Consider the following 17,291-nt stretch of genomic DNA (forward strand, 5'->3'; position numbering starts at 1 on the left):
GACTGTGATAAAAAAATGAGCGAACAGAGCAGTAATAGCCTGATTGAGGCAAATCGCCAGCATGAGCCCATGGTAAATAACGCGGGGCATCTTGATGGGGAAGCGTCTCATATTCTGGCAACCAAGATCGATGGGCACCCTGCTATTAGAGGGCTGGCCAGTCTGACGATAGCGCGTCAGATCGGGTTAATGCTGGGGCTCGCTCTTAGTGTCGCTATCGGAGTTGCTATTGTGCTATGGTCGCAAGAGCCGTCCTATGCTCGCTTGTATTCCGAAATCGGCGAAAACGATGTGTCCGAAATTCTTGATATTCTGAATAAAGAGAATATTAAGTACAAAGTCGAAAACGGTTCCGGAGCCATTATGGTGCCGATGGACCAGGTTAGTGCGATAAAACTTAAGTTAGCCTCTCAGGGATTGCCCAAGAGTAACAGCCTGGGATATGAGTTGCTGGATAAGGAGCAAGGCTTCGGGACTAGTAAAAGCGTTGAAACAGTGCGCTTTCAACGAGCTTTGGAAGGCGAAATCGCTCGAACTATCATGTCTATCCAGAACGTAAAGACGGCCAGGGTATTGTTAGCCATTCCCGCGCAGTCGGTGTTCGTCCGCGAGCGTAAGAAGCCTAGCGCTTCCGTTATAGTCAATTTATATCAAGGCCGGTCACTCGATAAAGGCCAGGTTGAATCAATTATCCATTTAGTGGCTTCCAGCGTGCCGCAATTGGAAGCCGGGCAAGTGACAGTCGTCGATCAGAAAGGCCAGTTGCTGAATAGCAATGAATCATCGGTAGCGGGCAATCTAACGTCCAAGCAATTTGAATATAAGAAAAATATTGAAGAGCACCTGATGGGGCGAATTCAAAATATTCTGTCGCCATTGGTGGGTAGCGATGGGATGCGCGTACAGGTTTCGGCGGATGTGGATTTTACCGAGACTGACAGGACTCAGGAAATGTTCAATCCGGATTTGCCGGCTTTAAGGAGCGAACAAACATCGGAAGAGCAAAGTACGCAATCGCCTACTCAAGGTGTTCCCGGCGCATTATCCAATCAGCCGACCCCGGCAGGCGCGGCTCCAGACCCGGCAGCAGCAAATTCGACGGCTTCGGGAGCGACAAGTTCGACTACTTCTCCCAGTTCGGCATCAAAAAATGCAACCAGAAATTATGAGCTGGACAAAACTATCACTCATACCCGGTTAGCTACAGGCGCATTGCGTAGATTGTCGGTGGCTGTCGTTGTTGACGATCGGCATATGCCTCAGAGCGACGGCACCTTTAAAGCGCAACCTTACTCGCAAGAAGACATTCATCGTTTTAGCGATCTGGTTAAGCAGGCTGTCGGTTTCGATAATAGTCGAGGCGATCAGGTTACGGTCACCAATGTGGCTTTCAAGATAGACGATCTTGTTGAGGCATTACCTCCTATACCTCTTTGGGAACAAGGCTGGTTTCTTGATGTTATGAAGCAAGTTGCTGCCGTATTGGCCGTATTATTCCTGCTTTTCGGAGTGTTGAGGCCCACGATGCGCAGTCTTGTCGGTCGTGATATAGAAGAAAAGAAAGCTTTGGCCTTGGCAGAAGCGCAGGAAAAGGCGGCGGCTATCGGCGGAACTGTTGGATATAATGAGCAAGGGGTGCCGGTCGCGGTGCCGGCAGGCCAGCATACCGTGAATTTGTCAACAACTCCCGAAGAAATACAGGATATGTTGCTTTTGGATGTGCCGCAAAGTTATGAACATCGCTTGGAATATGTGAAGCGATTGGTCGATGATGACTCTAAAGTAGTCGCGCAAGTTATTAAATCGTGGATTAAAAAAGATGGCTAAAGGCGAAAGTAAGGGAGAAAAGGAATTAACCCAAGTTGATCGTGCTGCTGTTTTGTTGCTGGCGTTGGGCATGGATAGGGCTGCGCTTGTTTTAAAGCATATGACGCCCAGGGAAGTGCAGACTCTGGGCATTACTATGGCAAGCGTGGGAGAAATCTCCATAGAAATGATGGATGATGTGGTTGAGGAGTTTATTGTCGCGGTAAAAAGACAGACCGCATTGGGCATGGATACCGATGAATATATCCGCACCGTTTTGATCAGCGCTTTGGGAGCCGATAAAGCGAACAGTATTCTCGATCGTATTTTACAAGGCGGTAATACCAAAGGTATTGAGCAGCTGAAATGGATGGATACCCGGTCGATTGCGGACATGATTCGCTTAGAGCATCCGCAGATTGTTGCGACTATCATGTCATTGATGGAAAGTGAGCAGGCAGCAGATGTAATGATGTACTTGCCGGAAAGTATGCGCGCCGATCTGATGATGAGAATCGCCACAATGAAAGGCATACAGCCATCCGCTTTGCGAGAGCTGGACCAGATTATGGAGAAACAATTAACCGGTTCCGATAATGTCAAATCCACCAGTATTGGCGGCGTTGACGCGGTTGCTAATATTTTAAACTTCCTGGATGGCGGTGCAGCGGATTTAGTGATGTCGGGCATTGCCGAGCACAGGTCTGAACTGGCTCAGGAAATCCAAGAGAAGATGTTTACCTTTGAAGATCTTACGTCGATTGATGAGCGGGGCATGCAAACATTGTTGCGCGAAGTTTCAACCGGACAGTTGTTGCTGGCGTTGCGGGGCGTGGGTAGTGAGCTTAAGGAAAAAATATTCAGCAATATGTCCAAGCGTGCAGCTGAAATGCTACGTGATGATTTAGAGGCTTCTCCGCCTGCTAAGTTAAGCGAAGTGGAATTGGCTCAGAAAGATATATTGGCGATTGCTAAGAAACTGGCAGATGCGGGCGAGATCCAAATGGGAGTAGGCGGTGATGAGCTTATCTAAGACGCCTAGATTTACTGCCTCCGAGCTGGAGGCATTAAGGCTATGGAGCATGCCGGACGTTTCCGGAACAGAGCAGGTTAAGGAGCCTGAGCCGGCCGAGCTGGAGGGTGAGCCTACACCGATCATGACGGTTGATGAAATTGAAGCCATGCAAAAGCAAGCCTATGACGAAGCGTTCGAGCAAGGCAAAATGCACGGTTTTCAGCAAGGTTTTCAACAAGGTCACGATGAAGGCTCAAAAAAAGGTTATCAAGATAATTTGCATTTGTTGCAAAGCCAGGCAGCAATTCTGGCTAGTCTTTTAGAATCATTGAGTGAGCCTTTTAAGCGTCTTGATGAAGAAGTGGAAAAAGAGCTGGTCAGGCTGGTTATAGCTATCTCAACGCAGCTGATACGCCGGGAAATCAAGCAGGATCCGGGGCAAATTATTGCCGTTGTTCGTGGTGCAGTCGGTGTTTTGCCGCTTGCGTCGCAAAAAATCAGTTTGAAGTTACACCCTGAAGATGCTGAGCTGGTGCGTTCAGCATTGGCGCTGGATGAAATGTCTCCAAGCTGGAGCATAATTGAGGATCCGTTAATAACGCGCGGAGGCTGCGAAGTCGATACCGAGTTTTCTCATGTTGATGCGACTCTGGAGCATCGATTGGCTGCCGTGATCGCAACTTTATTGGGAGGCGAGCGGGAACGCGACAGTAAGGCCGCTGTTGCTGCTGGATTATCGCCATCCCTGGAAGCCAAAACGCCCGATATGCATTCCATGGCGGAGGAAGATACAGTGCAACACGGGGAGGCGTCGCCAAGAGCTCTGGAAGCGAGTTCGTTAGATGACGTGCCGGCAATTGCCGAGGACGGAGAGCAGTGATTCCGGATGCAGATCGATCGCAAATTTGGCTGGCTAAATTAAAACCTTATTTTGAAAGATTGGCGGAAGTGCCTGAGCTTGTCGTTGAAGGCAGGCTTTCCCGTATGGTGGGGCTGACGCTCGAAGCCGTTGGTTGCCGCGCCGCTATTGGCTCCCGCTGTCGGATTGAGACTAAAAACGGCAGAATGATTGAAGCGGAAGTGGTGGGATTTTCCGATGCACGAATTTTCTTAATGCCGACTGCGGAAGTGCATGGGTTGGAGCCCGATTGCAGGGTTATTCCAATGGGGAAGAATAGCTTGGCTAAAGTCGGTTTCGGCTTATTGGGGCGTGTGTTGGATGGGGCGGGAAATGCAATTGATGATAAAGGTCCGCTTAAGACGGACGCCTCGATCTCGCTTAACGGCGTGCCCATCAATCCGCTATCGAGAAGGCCTATTCGAGAACCGCTTGATGTTGGTGTTAGGGCTATAAACTCGATACTCAGCGTTGGGCGTGGGCAGCGTATGGGCTTGTTTGCCGGTACCGGTGTCGGTAAAAGTGTGTTGTTGGGGATGATGACTAAATTTACGACGGCGGATGTTGTCGTGGTTGGGTTAATTGGCGAGCGGGGACGAGAAGTTAATGAGTTCGTGCTGAAAACCTTGGGTGAAGAAGGTCTCAAAAGAGCGGTTGTTGTTGTTTCGCCTGCGGATTGTCCTCCTTTAATGCGCGTTCATGCCGCGTTATTATCAACCAGTATTGCCGAGTATTTTCGTGATCAAGGGCTTGATGTTTTGTTGTTGATGGATTCGTTGACGCGATTTGCACAGGCGCATCGTGAAATTGCCTTGGCCATCGACGAGCCTCCTGCGACCAAAGGCTATCCTCCGTCGGTTTTTGCCAAATTGCCGCATTTAGTGGAACGAGCCGGTAACGCCGACCACGGTGGGGGATCTATTACCGCATTTTATACCGTGCTGGCAGAGGGCGATGATACCAATGATCCTATTGCCGACGCCGCCCGTGGCGTGTTGGACGGGCACGTTATATTGTCCAGGAGTTTGGCGGAGTCGGGACATTTTCCGGCTATCGACATAGAGGCGTCAATCAGCAGGGTTATGCCGGATATTATTGATGCGAATCATATGCAGATGGCGCGCGAGTTACGGCGACTGTATTCGCTCTATCAACAAAATCGGGATTTAATTAGCGTTGGCGCTTACCAGCCAGGTTCGGACCCTAGAATTGATAAGGCTATTGAAAAAAATCCCGCGATCTTAAATTTTCTGCAACAGAGCATGGATGAGCCGGTTGATATAAATCGCAGTTTACAGGAGTTGGCAATGTTACTGGGCGTACAAAGAGCGGCTTAGTTGAAATCCAAGTCCCCCTGCGTTATACCCAGAGGGCATAAGTTTCGTTTGAGCAGACGAGCTGCTCAACTCAGCTTTAAAGGATAGAAGTGAAAAAATCACAGCGTATTAAAACAATTGTAGAAATTAAAGCCGTTCAAGAGAAAAGCGCGTTGGAAGTGCTAGGTGCGGCCCAGAGGAAGCTTCAGAGCATGCAGGAGCAAATCGAGGGACTAAAAAAGTACCGTAAGGAATACCAGCAGAGATTTGATCAGTTGGGGATTAAAGGAGTTAATGTCGCGCAACTTCTGGAATTTAGATCGTTTATCGATAAACTGGATAAGGCAATAATGGGACAGGAGCAAGTGCTGCGATCGATTGAGGCAGAAGTAACGGCTAAAAGAAAGGTATGGGAGGAATTGCATCATAAAACCCAAAGCTTGCAGAAAGTTTGTGATTCGGCGCTGGTGGTAGAAATGAAGCAAGAGGCTAAGCGGGAGCAGCAAGAGCAGGATGAGCGGGCGTCGAGGATAGGTCGAGGTAACTCAAGTGGCACGGGAAATGCTTGATATTAAGTGGAATCTCGGGAGGATTGGTTATGATCATTGAAAATGCAAATTTATCATCTTTGGCACCCAGCAGCGTTACAGTTGAAAACGCATCTACGCCTTTAGCGGACGGCAGTGTTGTTTCCGATGGTTTCTCGGGAGCATTGGTAGCTCAGATTGAGTTATTAGGTAATATAAAAGCTGGAGATTCGTTGCCATCGCAAGCGCAAATACAGGATACTGCCTCGCTTTCCAGTGTTGCCGTCTTGCCGGACGCTAAAGCGGATACGCAAGATTTTGCCGCTTTATTAGGCAATGGTTTGCCGCTTTCATATAAAACAAAAGACGATGTTGATCATGAGGCTGCTTTGGCTGCGGTGACCGACACATTAAAATATATTTCTACAGGCGCTACTGCTGTAGAAAAAACTGCAGTGGTTGAGCAAAACGTGAAGAATGTTATGGCGATGATTGTTCCTGCTGAGCAAGATGTAGCCAATGTGGTTTCAGCGCCTGTTCCTGTTCGGCAAAACATGACGAATACTGTTGTGGTAGCTGTTCCTGCGCCTGTACCGCAAAGCCCGACAAATTCAGATACAGTGACTGTTTCAGTTCAGAAAAATATAGCAAATTCGAGCACTTCGTCTGCTTCGAATGAGCAAAATGTCGAGAATTTGATAGTAGTGGCTGCTCCGGCTAAGCAGAGTATGGCAAGTGTAGTTTCGGCCGAGCAAAATAAGAAGAGTGTAAATATCGCCACTGCTCAGATCAAGCAAGATACGGTAGAAGCAGTGGTCTTGGGTGCTGATCAAAGCACGAAAGATATTGTAATGGATGACATGGCCCAATCGGACTCTGAGCAGGCAAATGATGGGGGCGGTAAGATGCGGAATGAAGAGGATGCACAGCCTGCAACGGTTAAGAGCAATAGCGAGTCTGAAGGGGTGGGGGCTACTATTACTCTCCCTCCTGTCATACAGGCTGAACAAGTTGCAGCAGTCAATAATTTGACGCCTGCCGCTGTGGTTTCTGATGGCGCAACTAAAACAGACGGGATATTGCCTTCTTTTGCAAAGCCATTAGCAGGTGATGGCGGTTCAAATCAGTCAACTAAAATTCTTGGTGAAAGCCTGCAAGGTGGAACGCTTTTCAGTCGGATGTCGGCTCAGGATAAACAAGAGTTTAATTTAAATTATTTTCAGAATTCAGGGCAAACTGAAAAGGCCGGACAAGTTGATCGGCAGGCTTTCGGTCTGGATGGGGAAAAGGCTTTGCCTAGGGTTGGGGCGGACATGCTTCAGCCTACTAGAGTGAGTGACAATAAAACAGATGTTCCGGCAATGACTAAGCCGCTATCGCATCCGGAATGGAACAAGGATTTAGGCGAAAGGATTGTATGGATGACTAATAAGGCAATACCTTCAGCAGAAATTAGGTTGAATCCGCAACATCTCGGTCCAATATCGGTCCGCGTTGATGTGACTGACGACCAAGCAACAGTTGCATTTACAGCGCAGCATGCGGCTGTCAGGGAAACGCTTGAGGCATCTATTCCTAAGTTACGTGAAATGATGGGAACCCAGCAACTTAATCTGGCGGATGTAAGCATTTCACAAGGTTCTGCTTCAGATCATGGTCGTTCGCAGTCGCAAAATTTCGCGCAGACAGCTGACGGTCAAGGGCAGGGTAGAGAGGCTGTTGTCGCTGATGGGATTGATGATGTGGAGCAAGAAATTGTAAATGGACGAGCTGTAGTTAGTAAGGGAGTGTTGAGTATTTATGCGTAAGTTTCTTGAGCGGTTCGCGTTTTAACATCTACTGAGATATGAAAACACTTCTTGGGTTCGACGCTCATGATGTATTTGCTTTCAAATTCCATGCTTTCCAATGGCTGAAAAAACATCTATAATGAGCGGTTCTTAGGAGCAATCCGCTCCTCCTTGCTTTACCATTTTATTAAAATCTAAGGTGGAAGGCTTAACCCAAAAGGAAAAAATCATGCGACATTATGAAATTGTCTTTTTAGTCCATCCTGATCAGAGCTCTCAGGTTCCTGCGATGATTGAGCGTTATAAATCAACCATCGAAGCAGCATCAGGTAAAATCCACCGCTTGGAAGACTGGGGACGTAGACACCTAGCTTATCCTATTAATAAAATTCATAAAGCGCATTACGTGCTGATGAATGTTGAGTGCGATCAAGCAACTTTGTCAGAGTTGGAAAGCGGCTTTCGTTTTAATGATGCCATTTTGCGTAGTATGACCTTATTGCAAAAATCGGCTATTACCGAACCATCTATCATTGCAACATCAACAGCTGAAGAAAATAAGGCCGCTGAATCAAGAGCTAAAGACGCAGCAGCTAAAGCGGCGGCTACAGCCGACAGCGATGACGAAATTGATTTGGATGATATTGACGAAGATTTTGATGCTGAAGCACTCGCTTCTGAATAAAACTTTTAACACTTGGATTTACGGGAACTATTATGGCACGTAACATTAGACGCAAGAAATTCTGCCGCTTCAGTGCAGAAGGTGGAACAGAGATTGATTATAAGGATCTGGACTTATTAAGTGATTACATCACTGAAACCGGAAAAATTGTTCCTAGCCGTATTACAGGAACAAGCGCTAAATATCAAAGACAATTAGGCGTTGCAATAAAACGAGCTCGTTTTATTGCGCTGCTGCCTTTCTGTGACGCTCATAAATAATAAGTTGGACGATTTCAGTGGGCTTTCTGGCTGAGTACATTATGCGGGGAAGAATGCAAGCCATGCTGGTGGCTTCCACTCTTGCCTTGGTATCTCTGGTTATGCCTCCTGTTAGTATAGTAAGTTCAGCCTCTGTTGCTCTTGTCACTTTAAGGCGAGGAGCTGTTGAGGGATTAATCGTTTTAACATGTTCAACCGCGATAGCAGTTGTATTAGGCTTTTTTCTATTAGGCAATTATCAGTTTGTATTGCTTTACGGAATGGTATTGTGGATTCCGGTATGGTTAATTTCAATCATATTAAGAGAGGGGCGGTATTTATCCCTGGCGATTGAAGTTGCGGTATTGCTTGGTGTTCTGGGGGTTATTGGCTGTTATCTCTATAACGCCGAGATGGCAACAATATGGAAAGGCGTTCTTTCACAAATGGTGCCGCCAAATGCTCCAGTTGAAGATATTCAACATACCTTGGACGTGCTTTCCCATTACATGACCGGAATAGTTGCCGCGGCATCAGTATTCGGTCTGCTGTTCGGGCTGTTTCTGGGGCGTTGGTGGCAAGCCTTGCTCTATAACCCAGGCGGGTTCAGGCAAGAGTTTTTGTCATTGAATACGCATCCGAGATTGGCAATAGGCAGTATTGTTGTGGTGGGTATTGCATCATTAAGTTCCGGTGCAATCTCTGAGGTCTCGTGGAATATCACTATCTTGCTATTTGTGTTGTACACATTTATAGGGACGGCAGTATTGCATACTTTGTTCGCATCGATGAAGATGGGGCGATATGCCGTGCCGATGTTCTATATAACCTTGTTTTTGATACCCCATGCCATGCTGCCTGTTGCCTTAGTTGGGCTAAGCGATACGTGGATGAACTTGCGAAACAAAATTTCGAATTAACAAATGCCTTAATGGCGCAAAAAATAGCCGGATAAAATCCGATAATGAGGTAATAAAAGATGGAAGTTATTCTTCTTGAAAAGATAGCAAATTTGGGTAACCTGGGTGATAAAGTTACCATTAAGGCAGGTTATGGCAGAAACTATCTTATCCCGTACGGTAAAGCGGTTGCTGCAACAGCTACCAAAATTGCTGAATTCGAAGCGCGCCGCGCAGAGCTTGAGAAAGCGGCAGCTGAAAAACTAAGCGCAGCTCAGGCGCGTGAAAGTGCATTGAGTAAGCTTCAGGTTGTTATTACGCATAAAGCCGGCGATGAAGGTAAGTTGTTTGGTTCAGTCGGTACACAGACGATCGCTGATGCAATTACCGAAGCAGGTGTTGCCGTTGAAAAGCATGAGATTCGTTTGCCTCAGGGGGTTATTCGTCAAATCGGTGAATACCAGATTGATGTTGTGTGTCATACCGATGTCGTTGTAAAAATGCCTATTAAGATTGCTGGTGAAGCATAATTACTAAAGGTATAAGGTGAAAAGGTAAAAGGTTGTATGGGGTAAGTAAAATCACCCTTACAACTTTGAGCCTTTTAACTATGCGAGTTATTTACTCCTGTTTTTTTTATCTGTTAATTCCCTTCATAATGGTTCGCCTGATTTGGCGAAGCCTTAAAGCGCCGGCCTATCGGAACAGATGGGGCGAGCGATTCGCACTTTATAGCAAGAAGTTTCCCCAGAGTGTTATTTGGTTTCATGCGGTTTCGGTTGGTGAGGTCGAGGCCTTACTCCCGCTGGTTAAGCAAATACAACATCAGTATCCTCGTATACCGCTATTAATCACAACTACAACGCCAACTGGATCCGCTCGGGTTAGAGTTGTGATGCAGGAAAGTGTGGAGCATGTCTACTTGCCGTACGATCTGCCGGGGGCAATTCATCGATTCATGCAGTGTTTCAAGCCGAAAATGGCCGTTATTATGGAGACTGAAATTTGGCCTAATCTTTTCGCTCATTGTAGTCACGATGACATTCCTTTGTACATTATCAATGCCCGCTTATCGGAAAAGTCGGCAAGTGGTTATCGGAAAATCCCTGCTCTTATTTCTCCGGCTTTAGCTTGCGTTAAAGTTATTGCTGCGCAAACGCAGGATGATGCCCGCCGCTTTATTGCCATTGGAGCGAGAGAGGAAACGGTTAAAACGCTAGGCAATATAAAGTTTGATGTTGAAGTTGCAGAGGAAATTATTGATCGGGGCTTGCAGTTAAAGGCTGAATTATTTAATGGGCGCTTTGTTTGGCTGATCGCTAGCACTCACAAAGATGAAGAGGCAATATTTCTGGATATTTATAAAGAAATAAAACAGGAAATTCCTGAGTTATTGCTGGTTATCGTGCCAAGGCATCCTGAACGGTTTAGTGAAGTAAAAAAACTGTGTGAGCAAAAACAATTAGCTGTGGTAATGCGTACGGCTAAAGATAGCTGTCGTCAGTATGTTGATGTTTATTTGGCCGATACTATGGGAGAGTTAAAGATGCTCTATGCGGCCTCTGATCTGGCGTTTGTTGGCGGTAGTATGGTACCCGTTGGTGGGCATAATATTCTTGAGGCGGCTGCAGTTGGGGCTCCGGTTCTATTTGGCCCTTATATGACGAACTTCAAAGAAATAGCTGAAGGAGCGCTGCGGCAGGGGGCGGCAATTCAATGTCAGAATAAAAGTGAAATAATTGATGCTATTAATGTTCTGTATGCAGATTCCATGTTTAGGCGATCGCTGGCTGAAAAGGGTAAGGCATTCATTCGGCAAAACCAAGGTGCGATCGCCAGAGTTTTGGGTTTGCTTAGCCAGGATATTTGATTTCAATTTTATTTATCCTTCATGTTGAGTTGTCATGCTGGATTTTGATTGCTCAATTACTTTTGATAATTTCGCAGAAAATTAATATCAAACAAATAACTGTTCATTGGTAATGAAAGTCTATTTGATTAATAAGATACTGCAATGCTGTATCAAGCCGGTATGAGGCTTGTTTTATTTCGCAGCCAATACGGTTTATTTGTTTTGAGCGGGTGGGAATGGTTATGTTGTTGACGATTTTCAGTTGGGCTAAGAACGCACTTTTATCGGGCAAGACAATATTGCAGTCTGTATGTAGCTCTCCGATAACAATGGAATGCTGATTTTCGGGTTGATGAGAATAGGATAAGCCCGTCACGCTAATATCAATTACGCTAAAGCATTCGTTTCGGTTTTTATATTGAATTATCACGGGGCTGCTGATGGGAATTTTTACCCGGCGAGCATCTCTTTTCTGTACCCATTCGATGCTCTGGGGAATGGGTATCTTGAGGTTAAACGTGCCGTCAATATCATGGCCGGTAAATTCATTTAATATAAAATTAACGGCAATGCCTTCAAAGTTAGCAGAAGCTACTAGTCTGTTTTGCGAGAGTAGATCTTTATTAAATCGTTCGTTTTGAAATCCACCTAAGTAAATATGATTGCCTTCAATGAAGGTAATTGTTGTCAGCAAAGTGCTTGTTACGAGTTTTCCAGGGGCTTTAACCGATAGCAAGGTATTTTTGTTGAACAGGAGGTTTAGTTTTTTTCTGATTTCACTTTGATTGGTAATGGTGTAGTTATTATAAGTTTCGCTTATGATTGCAGGTTCGGTAGCATAGCTGTGATGCGATTCAGCATGATTTAATTGGTTTGTCAGCATTGTCCTCTCCGCCATATATTTGACAAAAATGTACTAATAGCCGATTAAGCAATAATTCGGCCATAAATGGATTTTATATCCTTTCATGTTCTTACTCGCTTTGTGGCCTATCCTGATTTGGCGAGGCTCATTTTGTGATCTGAGTCGCTACTGGATATGTTTTGCACCAATAAAGACGATAAAAGATATGTTTTTTATGTATGCAGTATTAATACAACTTCATGTCAGTCCTATTAATATTGACTGCTTTTTGGGATTGATGAGACTGATTAGCAATTATCGCAAACAGTAATATCTTAAATTTTGTTGGTGATTGGTCGCTTGTTAATGTTGATTGCTTTCTTTATGCGATAAGTATGCTTTTTTGTATTATGAATATTTTTGAGGTTAAGTTTTTGTTATTGTGCAGATAAAGCTTCTATTTCAAAAGAGCTTCAACGCTTTTTTATAAATTTTTACTATGGCTGTCTACATTGAAGGGATGTTGCATTATGAATGAAATAAAAGATAAATCAGTTCAGGCTTTTATTGATGAACTGGCTAGTAAGGCGCCTACGCCAGGTGGTGGTAGTGCGGCAGCAGTAATGGGGGCGCAAGCTGCTGCTCTAATTAGTATGGTTTGCAATTTGACCATAGGTAAGCCTAAGTACGCCGAAGTGGAAGTTGAAATGCAATCATTATTAAAAAAATCAGAGGAACTGCGCGAGGCTTTGACGGGAATGATAAAGGCCGATGTCGAAGTCTTTGATCGCTTGATGGGGACATATGGCTTGCCAAAAGATTCTGATAAAGAAAAAAGTGTGCGTAGCGAAGCAATTCAGTCAGCATTAAAAGAGGCAACGATAGTTCCTTTGATGTGCGCAAGCGCTTGTGCGGAAGCTATTGCATTAAGCAGAATTGCCGCGGAGAAGGGCAATGTTGGAGTAATAAGTGATGCAGGCGTTGCGGTAATGGCCGCTTACGGGGCATTAAAAAGTGCTGCGTTAAATGTTTATATCAACGCAGGAGGGCTTAAAGACAGAGCTTTTGCCGATGCGAAATTGGCGGAGTTGGAAGCGCTTTTAAATGGCGCCGATACCGCTGCGGAAGAAGTTTATCAAATTGTTAAAGCTAGACTCTAATTTATTTAAGTTATTGATTTTTAAGTTTTTATTGTAATTTGTTTGCAGCTGGGTAATTAAAAGTGTTTTAATCACTACAATTATTTCGATAAAAATAAAAAAAGATATTGACGATGCAGGGAAGAGTCGTTATCATAGGCAGCTCTTAGAGAGTGGTTAGGAAGTTTGACAAGCCATTAAAAAGAAATGTCGGGGTATAGCGCAGTTTGGTAGCGCGCCTGCTTTGGGAGCAGGATGTCGGGAGTTCGAATCTCTCTACCCCGACCAATTTAGCGCTTGTAGCTCAACCGGATAGAGCACCGGCCTTCTAAGCCGGGGGTCGCAGGTTCGAGTCCTGCCAAGCGCGCCATTCGTAGAATATGCCATATTATGGTGAGCGTAGCTCAGTCGGTAGAGTCCCGGATTGTGATTCCGGTTGTCGTGGGTTCGAGCCCCATCGTTCACCCCAATAAATTCAATAGCCTGCGTAACGTTTAAAACATTTGTTTTACAGGTTACTGACAAAGCTACTGACAAATACATCATTTTCCTGCCGGTTTCACGGTATCTAATTTCACGTCGTATATTTTCAGCATCGACGCATTTCTGTGTCCTGATGCTTTCAGTTTGTCGCCTTCAGAGTCGCTAACGCCCTTTCTTTTCAGATCGTGGAACGTGAATGGGACGAAATTGATTCTCTGCTCCTCGGCCGCTTTTTTGGTTGCCGTGCCGATTCTGCCCATCGCTGTTTTTAGGCTCTCGACTTGGATTTTGTCGCCAGTCCGTTCTGAGATAATGATATATCTCATTTCTGGCTTGATGGGGTGTCGCCCGTTACCTGCCTTTAAGCAGTCATTTTGCGGATTCCATAAGTATATCTATTGGTTAAAGCTAATGCTTGCTTGATGAAAATATAAAATAAAAGGGTTGAAAAAACGATTTACAATGGTTTTTTTCAACCATTAAGTTTGCATTGATTTATTTGTGTTTGTTGTATTTATTTGATTTTTTAAGGATTATTCTTCATAGTAATTTATGGCATGGAAATGGCTTTAGAGTTTATAAATTGTTGTTAAAAGCTGTCAGGTATTCAACGTCTTTCATGTTTTCATGAATCGGTTGAGTAAATATTTAACTTATTTTATAGAGGTAAAGCCGCGATGATATTCGATATTGTACTTACAGGTGCTTTTTGTATAGCTGTTTTCTATGCTTATGTTTTTATTAAGAAAATAATGGCTAGTGAAGCCGGTTTGTAAACAGGTGTTTTAAAGCGAAAAGAAAGGGCTAAAGCTGGGTAGGCATGAGCCAAGGTCAATACAAGTGCTGTTTTATTGTCTGAGTATTTAATCCTTGCATGCGAAGTAAGCCGATAAAATTACGTCGCATGCAAGGATTGATAAGCGTTAAGTATATCTATTCATCACCTGAATCGTTAACTTCATTCGGATAAACCTGGACATAGACAATACGGGATTCATTCATTTTCCTGACCACAACATCGAATTGATTAAATTCAATTTTTTGGCCTTCTACCGGAATATCGCGCAGTTTGGCCATGATAAGCCCGCCAATCGAAACCTCATCTTCCAGATCAAGTTCTTCATTTTCGATATCAATGCCCATAATACGTTCCAGGGAAAATATCGGCAGGCTGCCTTTGCCTATTAGGGTGCCGTCATCGAGCCGAGTCCAATCGTTATTGTTGGGGCGGAACTCGTCGCGTATCTCGCCGACCATTGCGCTCAATAAGTTATCCAGCGTAATGAAACCTTTCGGTTTTTGTCCTTTTTGCCCAATGATTGCAAAATGCGAGGTGCCCATGCGGAATTGGCGGAATAATTCCAGTGCCGGTTTATGAGGCAAGGTGTATTTAACAGGCCGCAAATAATGACTTAGGTCCTCAATCGTCTTGCCTTCTTGCTGGGCCAAAAACAAGTCTTTCAAATGAATCACGCCTAACACGTCAATATCATTACTATCGAAATAGGGATAACGGCTGAAGCGTTTTTGAGATATGGTTTGCAGGTTTGTTTGCAGTGACGCGTTGCGATGTAATGCAGTCATCTCGTGGATAGGGCGCATCAGGTCGGAGACTTCCAGTTCGCTGAAATCGAGCGTTTTTGCCAGAATGTTCCATTCGTCGCGGGTGAACCGGCCCTCCGGGCTGTTACTGCGTAAAATAAGTTTAAGTTCGTTGGGTGAGTAATGGGTATCGTGATCGTGGACATGACGTAAACCCAATAAGCGCAATACTAAATTGGCGCTGGAGTTCAACAGCCAAATAGCAGGGTACATCAGCCAATAAAACCCGTACAGCGGCACGGCGCCCCATAAGCTGATTTTTTCGGGATTACGGATTGCCAGTGATTTTGGTGCAAGTTCACCGATAACAATATGCAAAAACGAGATCAGCGAAAAGGCAAAAGTAAAGGAAACGCCGTGTACCATTTCCGGCGATGTGACATTTAGCCCGGCAAACACCGGTTCTAGTAAGTCGGCGAACGCAGGTTCACCAATCCAGCCCAGGCCAAGCGAAGCAAGTGTAATGCCGAGTTGGCACGCCGATAGATAGGCATCGAGTTTTGCATGCACTCGCCCTAAAACTCGTCCACGCCAGCCTTGCGTTTTAGCAATTGAACGGATGCGAGTTTGGCGTAGTTTGACGAGTCCGAACTCCGCAGCTACAAAAAAACCGTTAAGCGCAACTAGCAATAAAGCAGCAATGATCGGAAAAAAGTTACTCATATCAAATTAAATTGTAATAAAGAAGCGTAGCAATATACCGTTGATCGCTTGGTTTAAAGAGAGTTTGTAGTCCATGCTGGATAAATCCGGAAAAGGAATGCGTAAATTCACTGTACTCTGTAATAACACATTTTAAAAGCCATTTGCCGGCCATGTTTTACGTTTCTTCTTGCAGATAAGTCTGCTCTTCGTAATGACGACTATGCCAAACAAATCCTATGGCCGTCACCAGCATCAAGATGGCGAAGAACCAGAAATAAGAGGCTCCGGCAAGACGGCTGGAACCATCCGGGTTCTCAATGAAGAAATTTACTGCGCTGGTGAATAGGTTCCCGAACGCGACTGCCGCCATATACAGCGACATCACGAATGATTTCATCGATCTTGGCGCCTGAGTATAGGAAAACTCCAGGCAAGTTATCGACACCATCACCTCGGAGGAAGTCAGTAGTAAGTAAGCCAGTAACTGCCAGCAGATGTTGGGGTGATAGCCGGCATCAATGCGCATCTGGATAACGGCAATCAACACAAACGACAAGACGGTGATAAATAGGCCGATGGCGATTTTGTTCATGTAACTCAAGTGTAAAAATCTGCCCAGTGCCGGGTATAGATGCTTATAAAACAGAGGCGTGAGTAAGACGATCAGTAGCGGATTGGCGGCTTGAATTTGCGATGGCAATATCTCAACGCCGAACAGGACTCTATTCATTTGTTGTGCCTGAAGAACCCAGGATGAACCGTTCTGGTCAAACAACGCCCAAAACATCGCGATGAATAAATAAATCACGCTGAGCTTGCCTAGGCACCGCAAACCTTCGCCGCTCAAGGCTTCTCGTACAAAACCCATGCCGGCGGCGGGTATATGTACAAACCGGTATCGGCCGGACCAGAATATTATCGTCGCCAGCAGCATTAAGATGCCCGGAACTGAAAATGCGACCGGTGCGCTGTAGGTTTTTAGGAGCCAAGGGACCATGAGCATCGCAATAAAAGCCCCGAGATTAACCGTCAAATAAAACCAGCCGAATACCTTGCTTAGCCAATGCCGGTTGCCGGCTCCGAACTGGTCGCCGACATGAGCGGAAACGCAGGGTTTAATGCCGCCGGCGCCCAGTGCGATTAAAGTTTGGCCTACCAACAAGCCCGTCCGTGTGTCGTCCAATGCCAAGTAAAAATGGCCTAGACAATAAACGGCCGACAGCAAAATGATTGTCCGGTATTTTCCCAATAAACCATCGGCCAATAATGCGCCTAGAAACGGTGTGAAATAGGTCATGGACACAAATAAGTGGAAGTAAGCTTTAGCCTCGCTTGAGGTCATAGGCGCCAGTTGACCGTCCGCGTTCATCAGGTATTGCGTCATAAATACGACCAGAATCGCCCTCATACCGTAGTAGCTAAAGCGTTCGGCAAATTCATTGCCGATAATAAAAGGAATACCGGAAGGTATCTCAGCGGAAGGGGCGGGGGCGGTTCGGTATGGGGTTTTCACAAAATAATAGCCTTGATGGATGATGACGTCAGTTTCGT

16 protein-coding genes and 3 tRNA genes are annotated in these 17,291 nt (G+C 45.4%); 15 read left to right on the forward strand and 4 right to left on the reverse strand.

Annotated elements, in window-relative coordinates:
• The first annotated feature begins 15 nt into the window (after positions 1–15).
• The 11 genes from fliF (at position 16) to waaA (ending at position 11,045) form a co-directional block, all read left to right on the forward strand.
• Positions 16–1,827 carry a flagellar basal-body MS-ring/collar protein FliF gene (gene fliF / locus EKO24_RS17865; RefSeq protein ID WP_127027595.1) on the forward strand — a complete coding sequence of 604 codons (1,812 nt, stop codon included), beginning with the start codon at positions 16–18 and terminating at the stop codon, positions 1,825–1,827.
• Positions 1,820–2,839 carry a flagellar motor switch protein FliG gene (gene fliG, locus EKO24_RS17870; protein ID WP_127027596.1) on the forward strand — a complete coding sequence of 340 codons (1,020 nt, stop codon included), beginning with the start codon at positions 1,820–1,822 and terminating at the stop codon, positions 2,837–2,839. The genes fliF and fliG overlap by 8 nt, the downstream gene beginning before the upstream one ends.
• Positions 2,826–3,701, forward strand: coding sequence for a flagellar assembly protein FliH (locus EKO24_RS17875; RefSeq protein WP_127027597.1), 876 nt, complete (start codon positions 2,826–2,828; stop codon positions 3,699–3,701). Before fliG ends, EKO24_RS17875 begins: the two co-directional genes overlap by 14 nt.
• Complete coding sequence (gene fliI / locus EKO24_RS17880) at positions 3,698–5,056, forward strand: flagellar protein export ATPase FliI (protein WP_127027598.1); 1,359 nt, start codon at positions 3,698–3,700, stop codon at positions 5,054–5,056. The genes EKO24_RS17875 and fliI overlap by 4 nt, the downstream gene beginning before the upstream one ends.
• 89 nt (positions 5,057–5,145) lie before the next feature.
• A complete protein-coding gene (fliJ, locus tag EKO24_RS17885; protein ID WP_127027599.1) occupies positions 5,146–5,604 on the forward strand; it encodes a flagellar export protein FliJ in 459 nt (152 codons plus the stop codon).
• 29 nt (positions 5,605–5,633) lie between these two features.
• Positions 5,634–7,370 (forward strand): flagellar hook-length control protein FliK, encoded by a 1,737-nt coding sequence (locus EKO24_RS17890; protein ID WP_127027600.1) that lies wholly within the window; start codon positions 5,634–5,636, stop codon positions 7,368–7,370.
• Positions 7,371–7,581: 211 nt separating this feature from the next.
• Positions 7,582–8,037 carry a 30S ribosomal protein S6 gene (rpsF, locus tag EKO24_RS17895; protein ID WP_127027601.1) on the forward strand — a complete coding sequence of 152 codons (456 nt, stop codon included), beginning with the start codon at positions 7,582–7,584 and terminating at the stop codon, positions 8,035–8,037.
• A gap of 32 nt (positions 8,038–8,069) precedes the next feature.
• Positions 8,070–8,297 carry a 30S ribosomal protein S18 gene (gene rpsR, locus EKO24_RS17900; RefSeq protein ID WP_104424167.1) on the forward strand — a complete coding sequence of 76 codons (228 nt, stop codon included), beginning with the start codon at positions 8,070–8,072 and terminating at the stop codon, positions 8,295–8,297.
• A gap of 62 nt (positions 8,298–8,359) precedes the next feature.
• The gene (locus EKO24_RS17905; RefSeq protein WP_127027643.1) at positions 8,360–9,196 is read left to right on the forward strand and encodes a YybS family protein; all 837 of its coding nucleotides are present in this window, start codon (positions 8,360–8,362) and stop codon (positions 9,194–9,196) included.
• A 59-nt stretch (positions 9,197–9,255) separates the two neighbouring features.
• Positions 9,256–9,705, forward strand: a complete 450-nt coding sequence (gene rplI, locus EKO24_RS17910; RefSeq protein ID WP_127027602.1) for a 50S ribosomal protein L9 — start codon at positions 9,256–9,258, stop codon at positions 9,703–9,705.
• Positions 9,706–9,785: 80 nt separating this feature from the next.
• The gene (waaA, locus tag EKO24_RS17915; protein WP_127027644.1) at positions 9,786–11,045 is read left to right on the forward strand and encodes a lipid IV(A) 3-deoxy-D-manno-octulosonic acid transferase; all 1,260 of its coding nucleotides are present in this window, start codon (positions 9,786–9,788) and stop codon (positions 11,043–11,045) included.
• A 103-nt stretch (positions 11,046–11,148) separates the two neighbouring features.
• Here the strand turns inward: waaA and EKO24_RS17920 are convergent, their stop codons facing one another.
• Complete coding sequence (locus tag EKO24_RS17920) at positions 11,149–11,910, reverse strand: flagellar regulator YcgR PilZN domain-containing protein (protein WP_161990618.1); 762 nt, start codon at positions 11,908–11,910, stop codon at positions 11,149–11,151.
• A 491-nt stretch (positions 11,911–12,401) separates the two neighbouring features.
• Here EKO24_RS17920 and fchA point away from each other — a divergent pair, with 491 nt between their 5' ends.
• The 4 genes from fchA to EKO24_RS17940 all read left to right on the forward strand — a co-directional run bounded on the left by fchA (position 12,402) and on the right by EKO24_RS17940 (position 13,479).
• Positions 12,402–13,031, forward strand: coding sequence for a methenyltetrahydrofolate cyclohydrolase (gene fchA / locus EKO24_RS17925; RefSeq protein ID WP_127027604.1), 630 nt, complete (start codon positions 12,402–12,404; stop codon positions 13,029–13,031).
• A gap of 190 nt (positions 13,032–13,221) precedes the next feature.
• Positions 13,222–13,298, forward strand: a tRNA-Pro gene (locus EKO24_RS17930).
• Positions 13,299–13,303: 5 nt separating this feature from the next.
• Positions 13,304–13,380, forward strand: a tRNA-Arg gene (locus tag EKO24_RS17935).
• A gap of 23 nt (positions 13,381–13,403) precedes the next feature.
• Positions 13,404–13,479: transfer RNA gene (locus EKO24_RS17940), tRNA-His, on the forward strand.
• 73 nt (positions 13,480–13,552) lie between these two features.
• Here the strand turns inward: EKO24_RS17940 and EKO24_RS17945 are convergent.
• The 3 genes from EKO24_RS17945 to EKO24_RS17955 form a co-directional block, all read right to left on the reverse strand.
• Positions 13,553–13,819 carry a site-specific integrase gene (locus tag EKO24_RS17945; RefSeq protein WP_127027605.1) on the reverse strand — a complete coding sequence of 89 codons (267 nt, stop codon included), beginning with the start codon at positions 13,817–13,819 and terminating at the stop codon, positions 13,553–13,555.
• Between the two features lie 607 nt (positions 13,820–14,426).
• Positions 14,427–15,758: a hemolysin family protein gene (locus tag EKO24_RS17950; protein ID WP_127027606.1), complete on the reverse strand. Its 1,332-nt coding sequence runs from the start codon at positions 15,756–15,758 to the stop codon at positions 14,427–14,429.
• Positions 15,759–15,915: 157 nt separating this feature from the next.
• The gene (locus EKO24_RS17955) at positions 15,916–17,253 is read right to left on the reverse strand and encodes a POT family MFS transporter (protein WP_127027607.1); all 1,338 of its coding nucleotides are present in this window, start codon (positions 17,251–17,253) and stop codon (positions 15,916–15,918) included.
• Positions 17,254–17,291: the final 38 nt, after the last annotated feature.

It is taken from the genome of Candidatus Methylobacter oryzae, from assembly GCF_003994235.2.
Taxonomy (GTDB): Bacteria; Pseudomonadota; Gammaproteobacteria; order Methylococcales; family Methylomonadaceae; genus Methylobacter_A; species Methylobacter_A oryzae.

Bases quoted from the DNA above. Each gene is read 5' to 3' on its own strand.
- fliF (WP_127027595.1), top strand. From the start codon at position 16: ATGAGCGAACAGAGCAGTAATAGCCTGATTGAGGCAAATCGCCAGCAT.
- fliG (WP_127027596.1), top strand. From the start codon at position 1,820: ATGGCTAAAGGCGAAAGTAAGGGAGAAAAGGAATTAACCCAAGTTGAT.
- EKO24_RS17875 (WP_127027597.1), top strand. From the start codon at position 2,826: ATGAGCTTATCTAAGACGCCTAGATTTACTGCCTCCGAGCTGGAGGCA.
- EKO24_RS17890 (WP_127027600.1), top strand. From the start codon at position 5,634: ATGATCATTGAAAATGCAAATTTATCATCTTTGGCACCCAGCAGCGTT.
- rpsF (WP_127027601.1), top strand. From the start codon at position 7,582: ATGCGACATTATGAAATTGTCTTTTTAGTCCATCCTGATCAGAGCTCT.
- rpsR (WP_104424167.1), top strand. From the start codon at position 8,070: ATGGCACGTAACATTAGACGCAAGAAATTCTGCCGCTTCAGTGCAGAA.
- EKO24_RS17905 (WP_127027643.1), top strand. From the start codon at position 8,360: ATGCTGGTGGCTTCCACTCTTGCCTTGGTATCTCTGGTTATGCCTCCT.
- rplI (WP_127027602.1), top strand. From the start codon at position 9,256: ATGGAAGTTATTCTTCTTGAAAAGATAGCAAATTTGGGTAACCTGGGT.
- waaA (WP_127027644.1), top strand. From the start codon at position 9,786: ATGCGAGTTATTTACTCCTGTTTTTTTTATCTGTTAATTCCCTTCATA.
- EKO24_RS17920 (WP_161990618.1), bottom strand. From the start codon at position 11,910: ATGCTGACAAACCAATTAAATCATGCTGAATCGCATCACAGCTATGCT.
- fchA (WP_127027604.1), top strand. From the start codon at position 12,402: ATGAATGAAATAAAAGATAAATCAGTTCAGGCTTTTATTGATGAACTG.
- EKO24_RS17945 (WP_127027605.1), bottom strand. From the start codon at position 13,819: ATGAGATATATCATTATCTCAGAACGGACTGGCGACAAAATCCAAGTC.
- EKO24_RS17950 (WP_127027606.1), bottom strand. From the start codon at position 15,758: ATGAGTAACTTTTTTCCGATCATTGCTGCTTTATTGCTAGTTGCGCTT.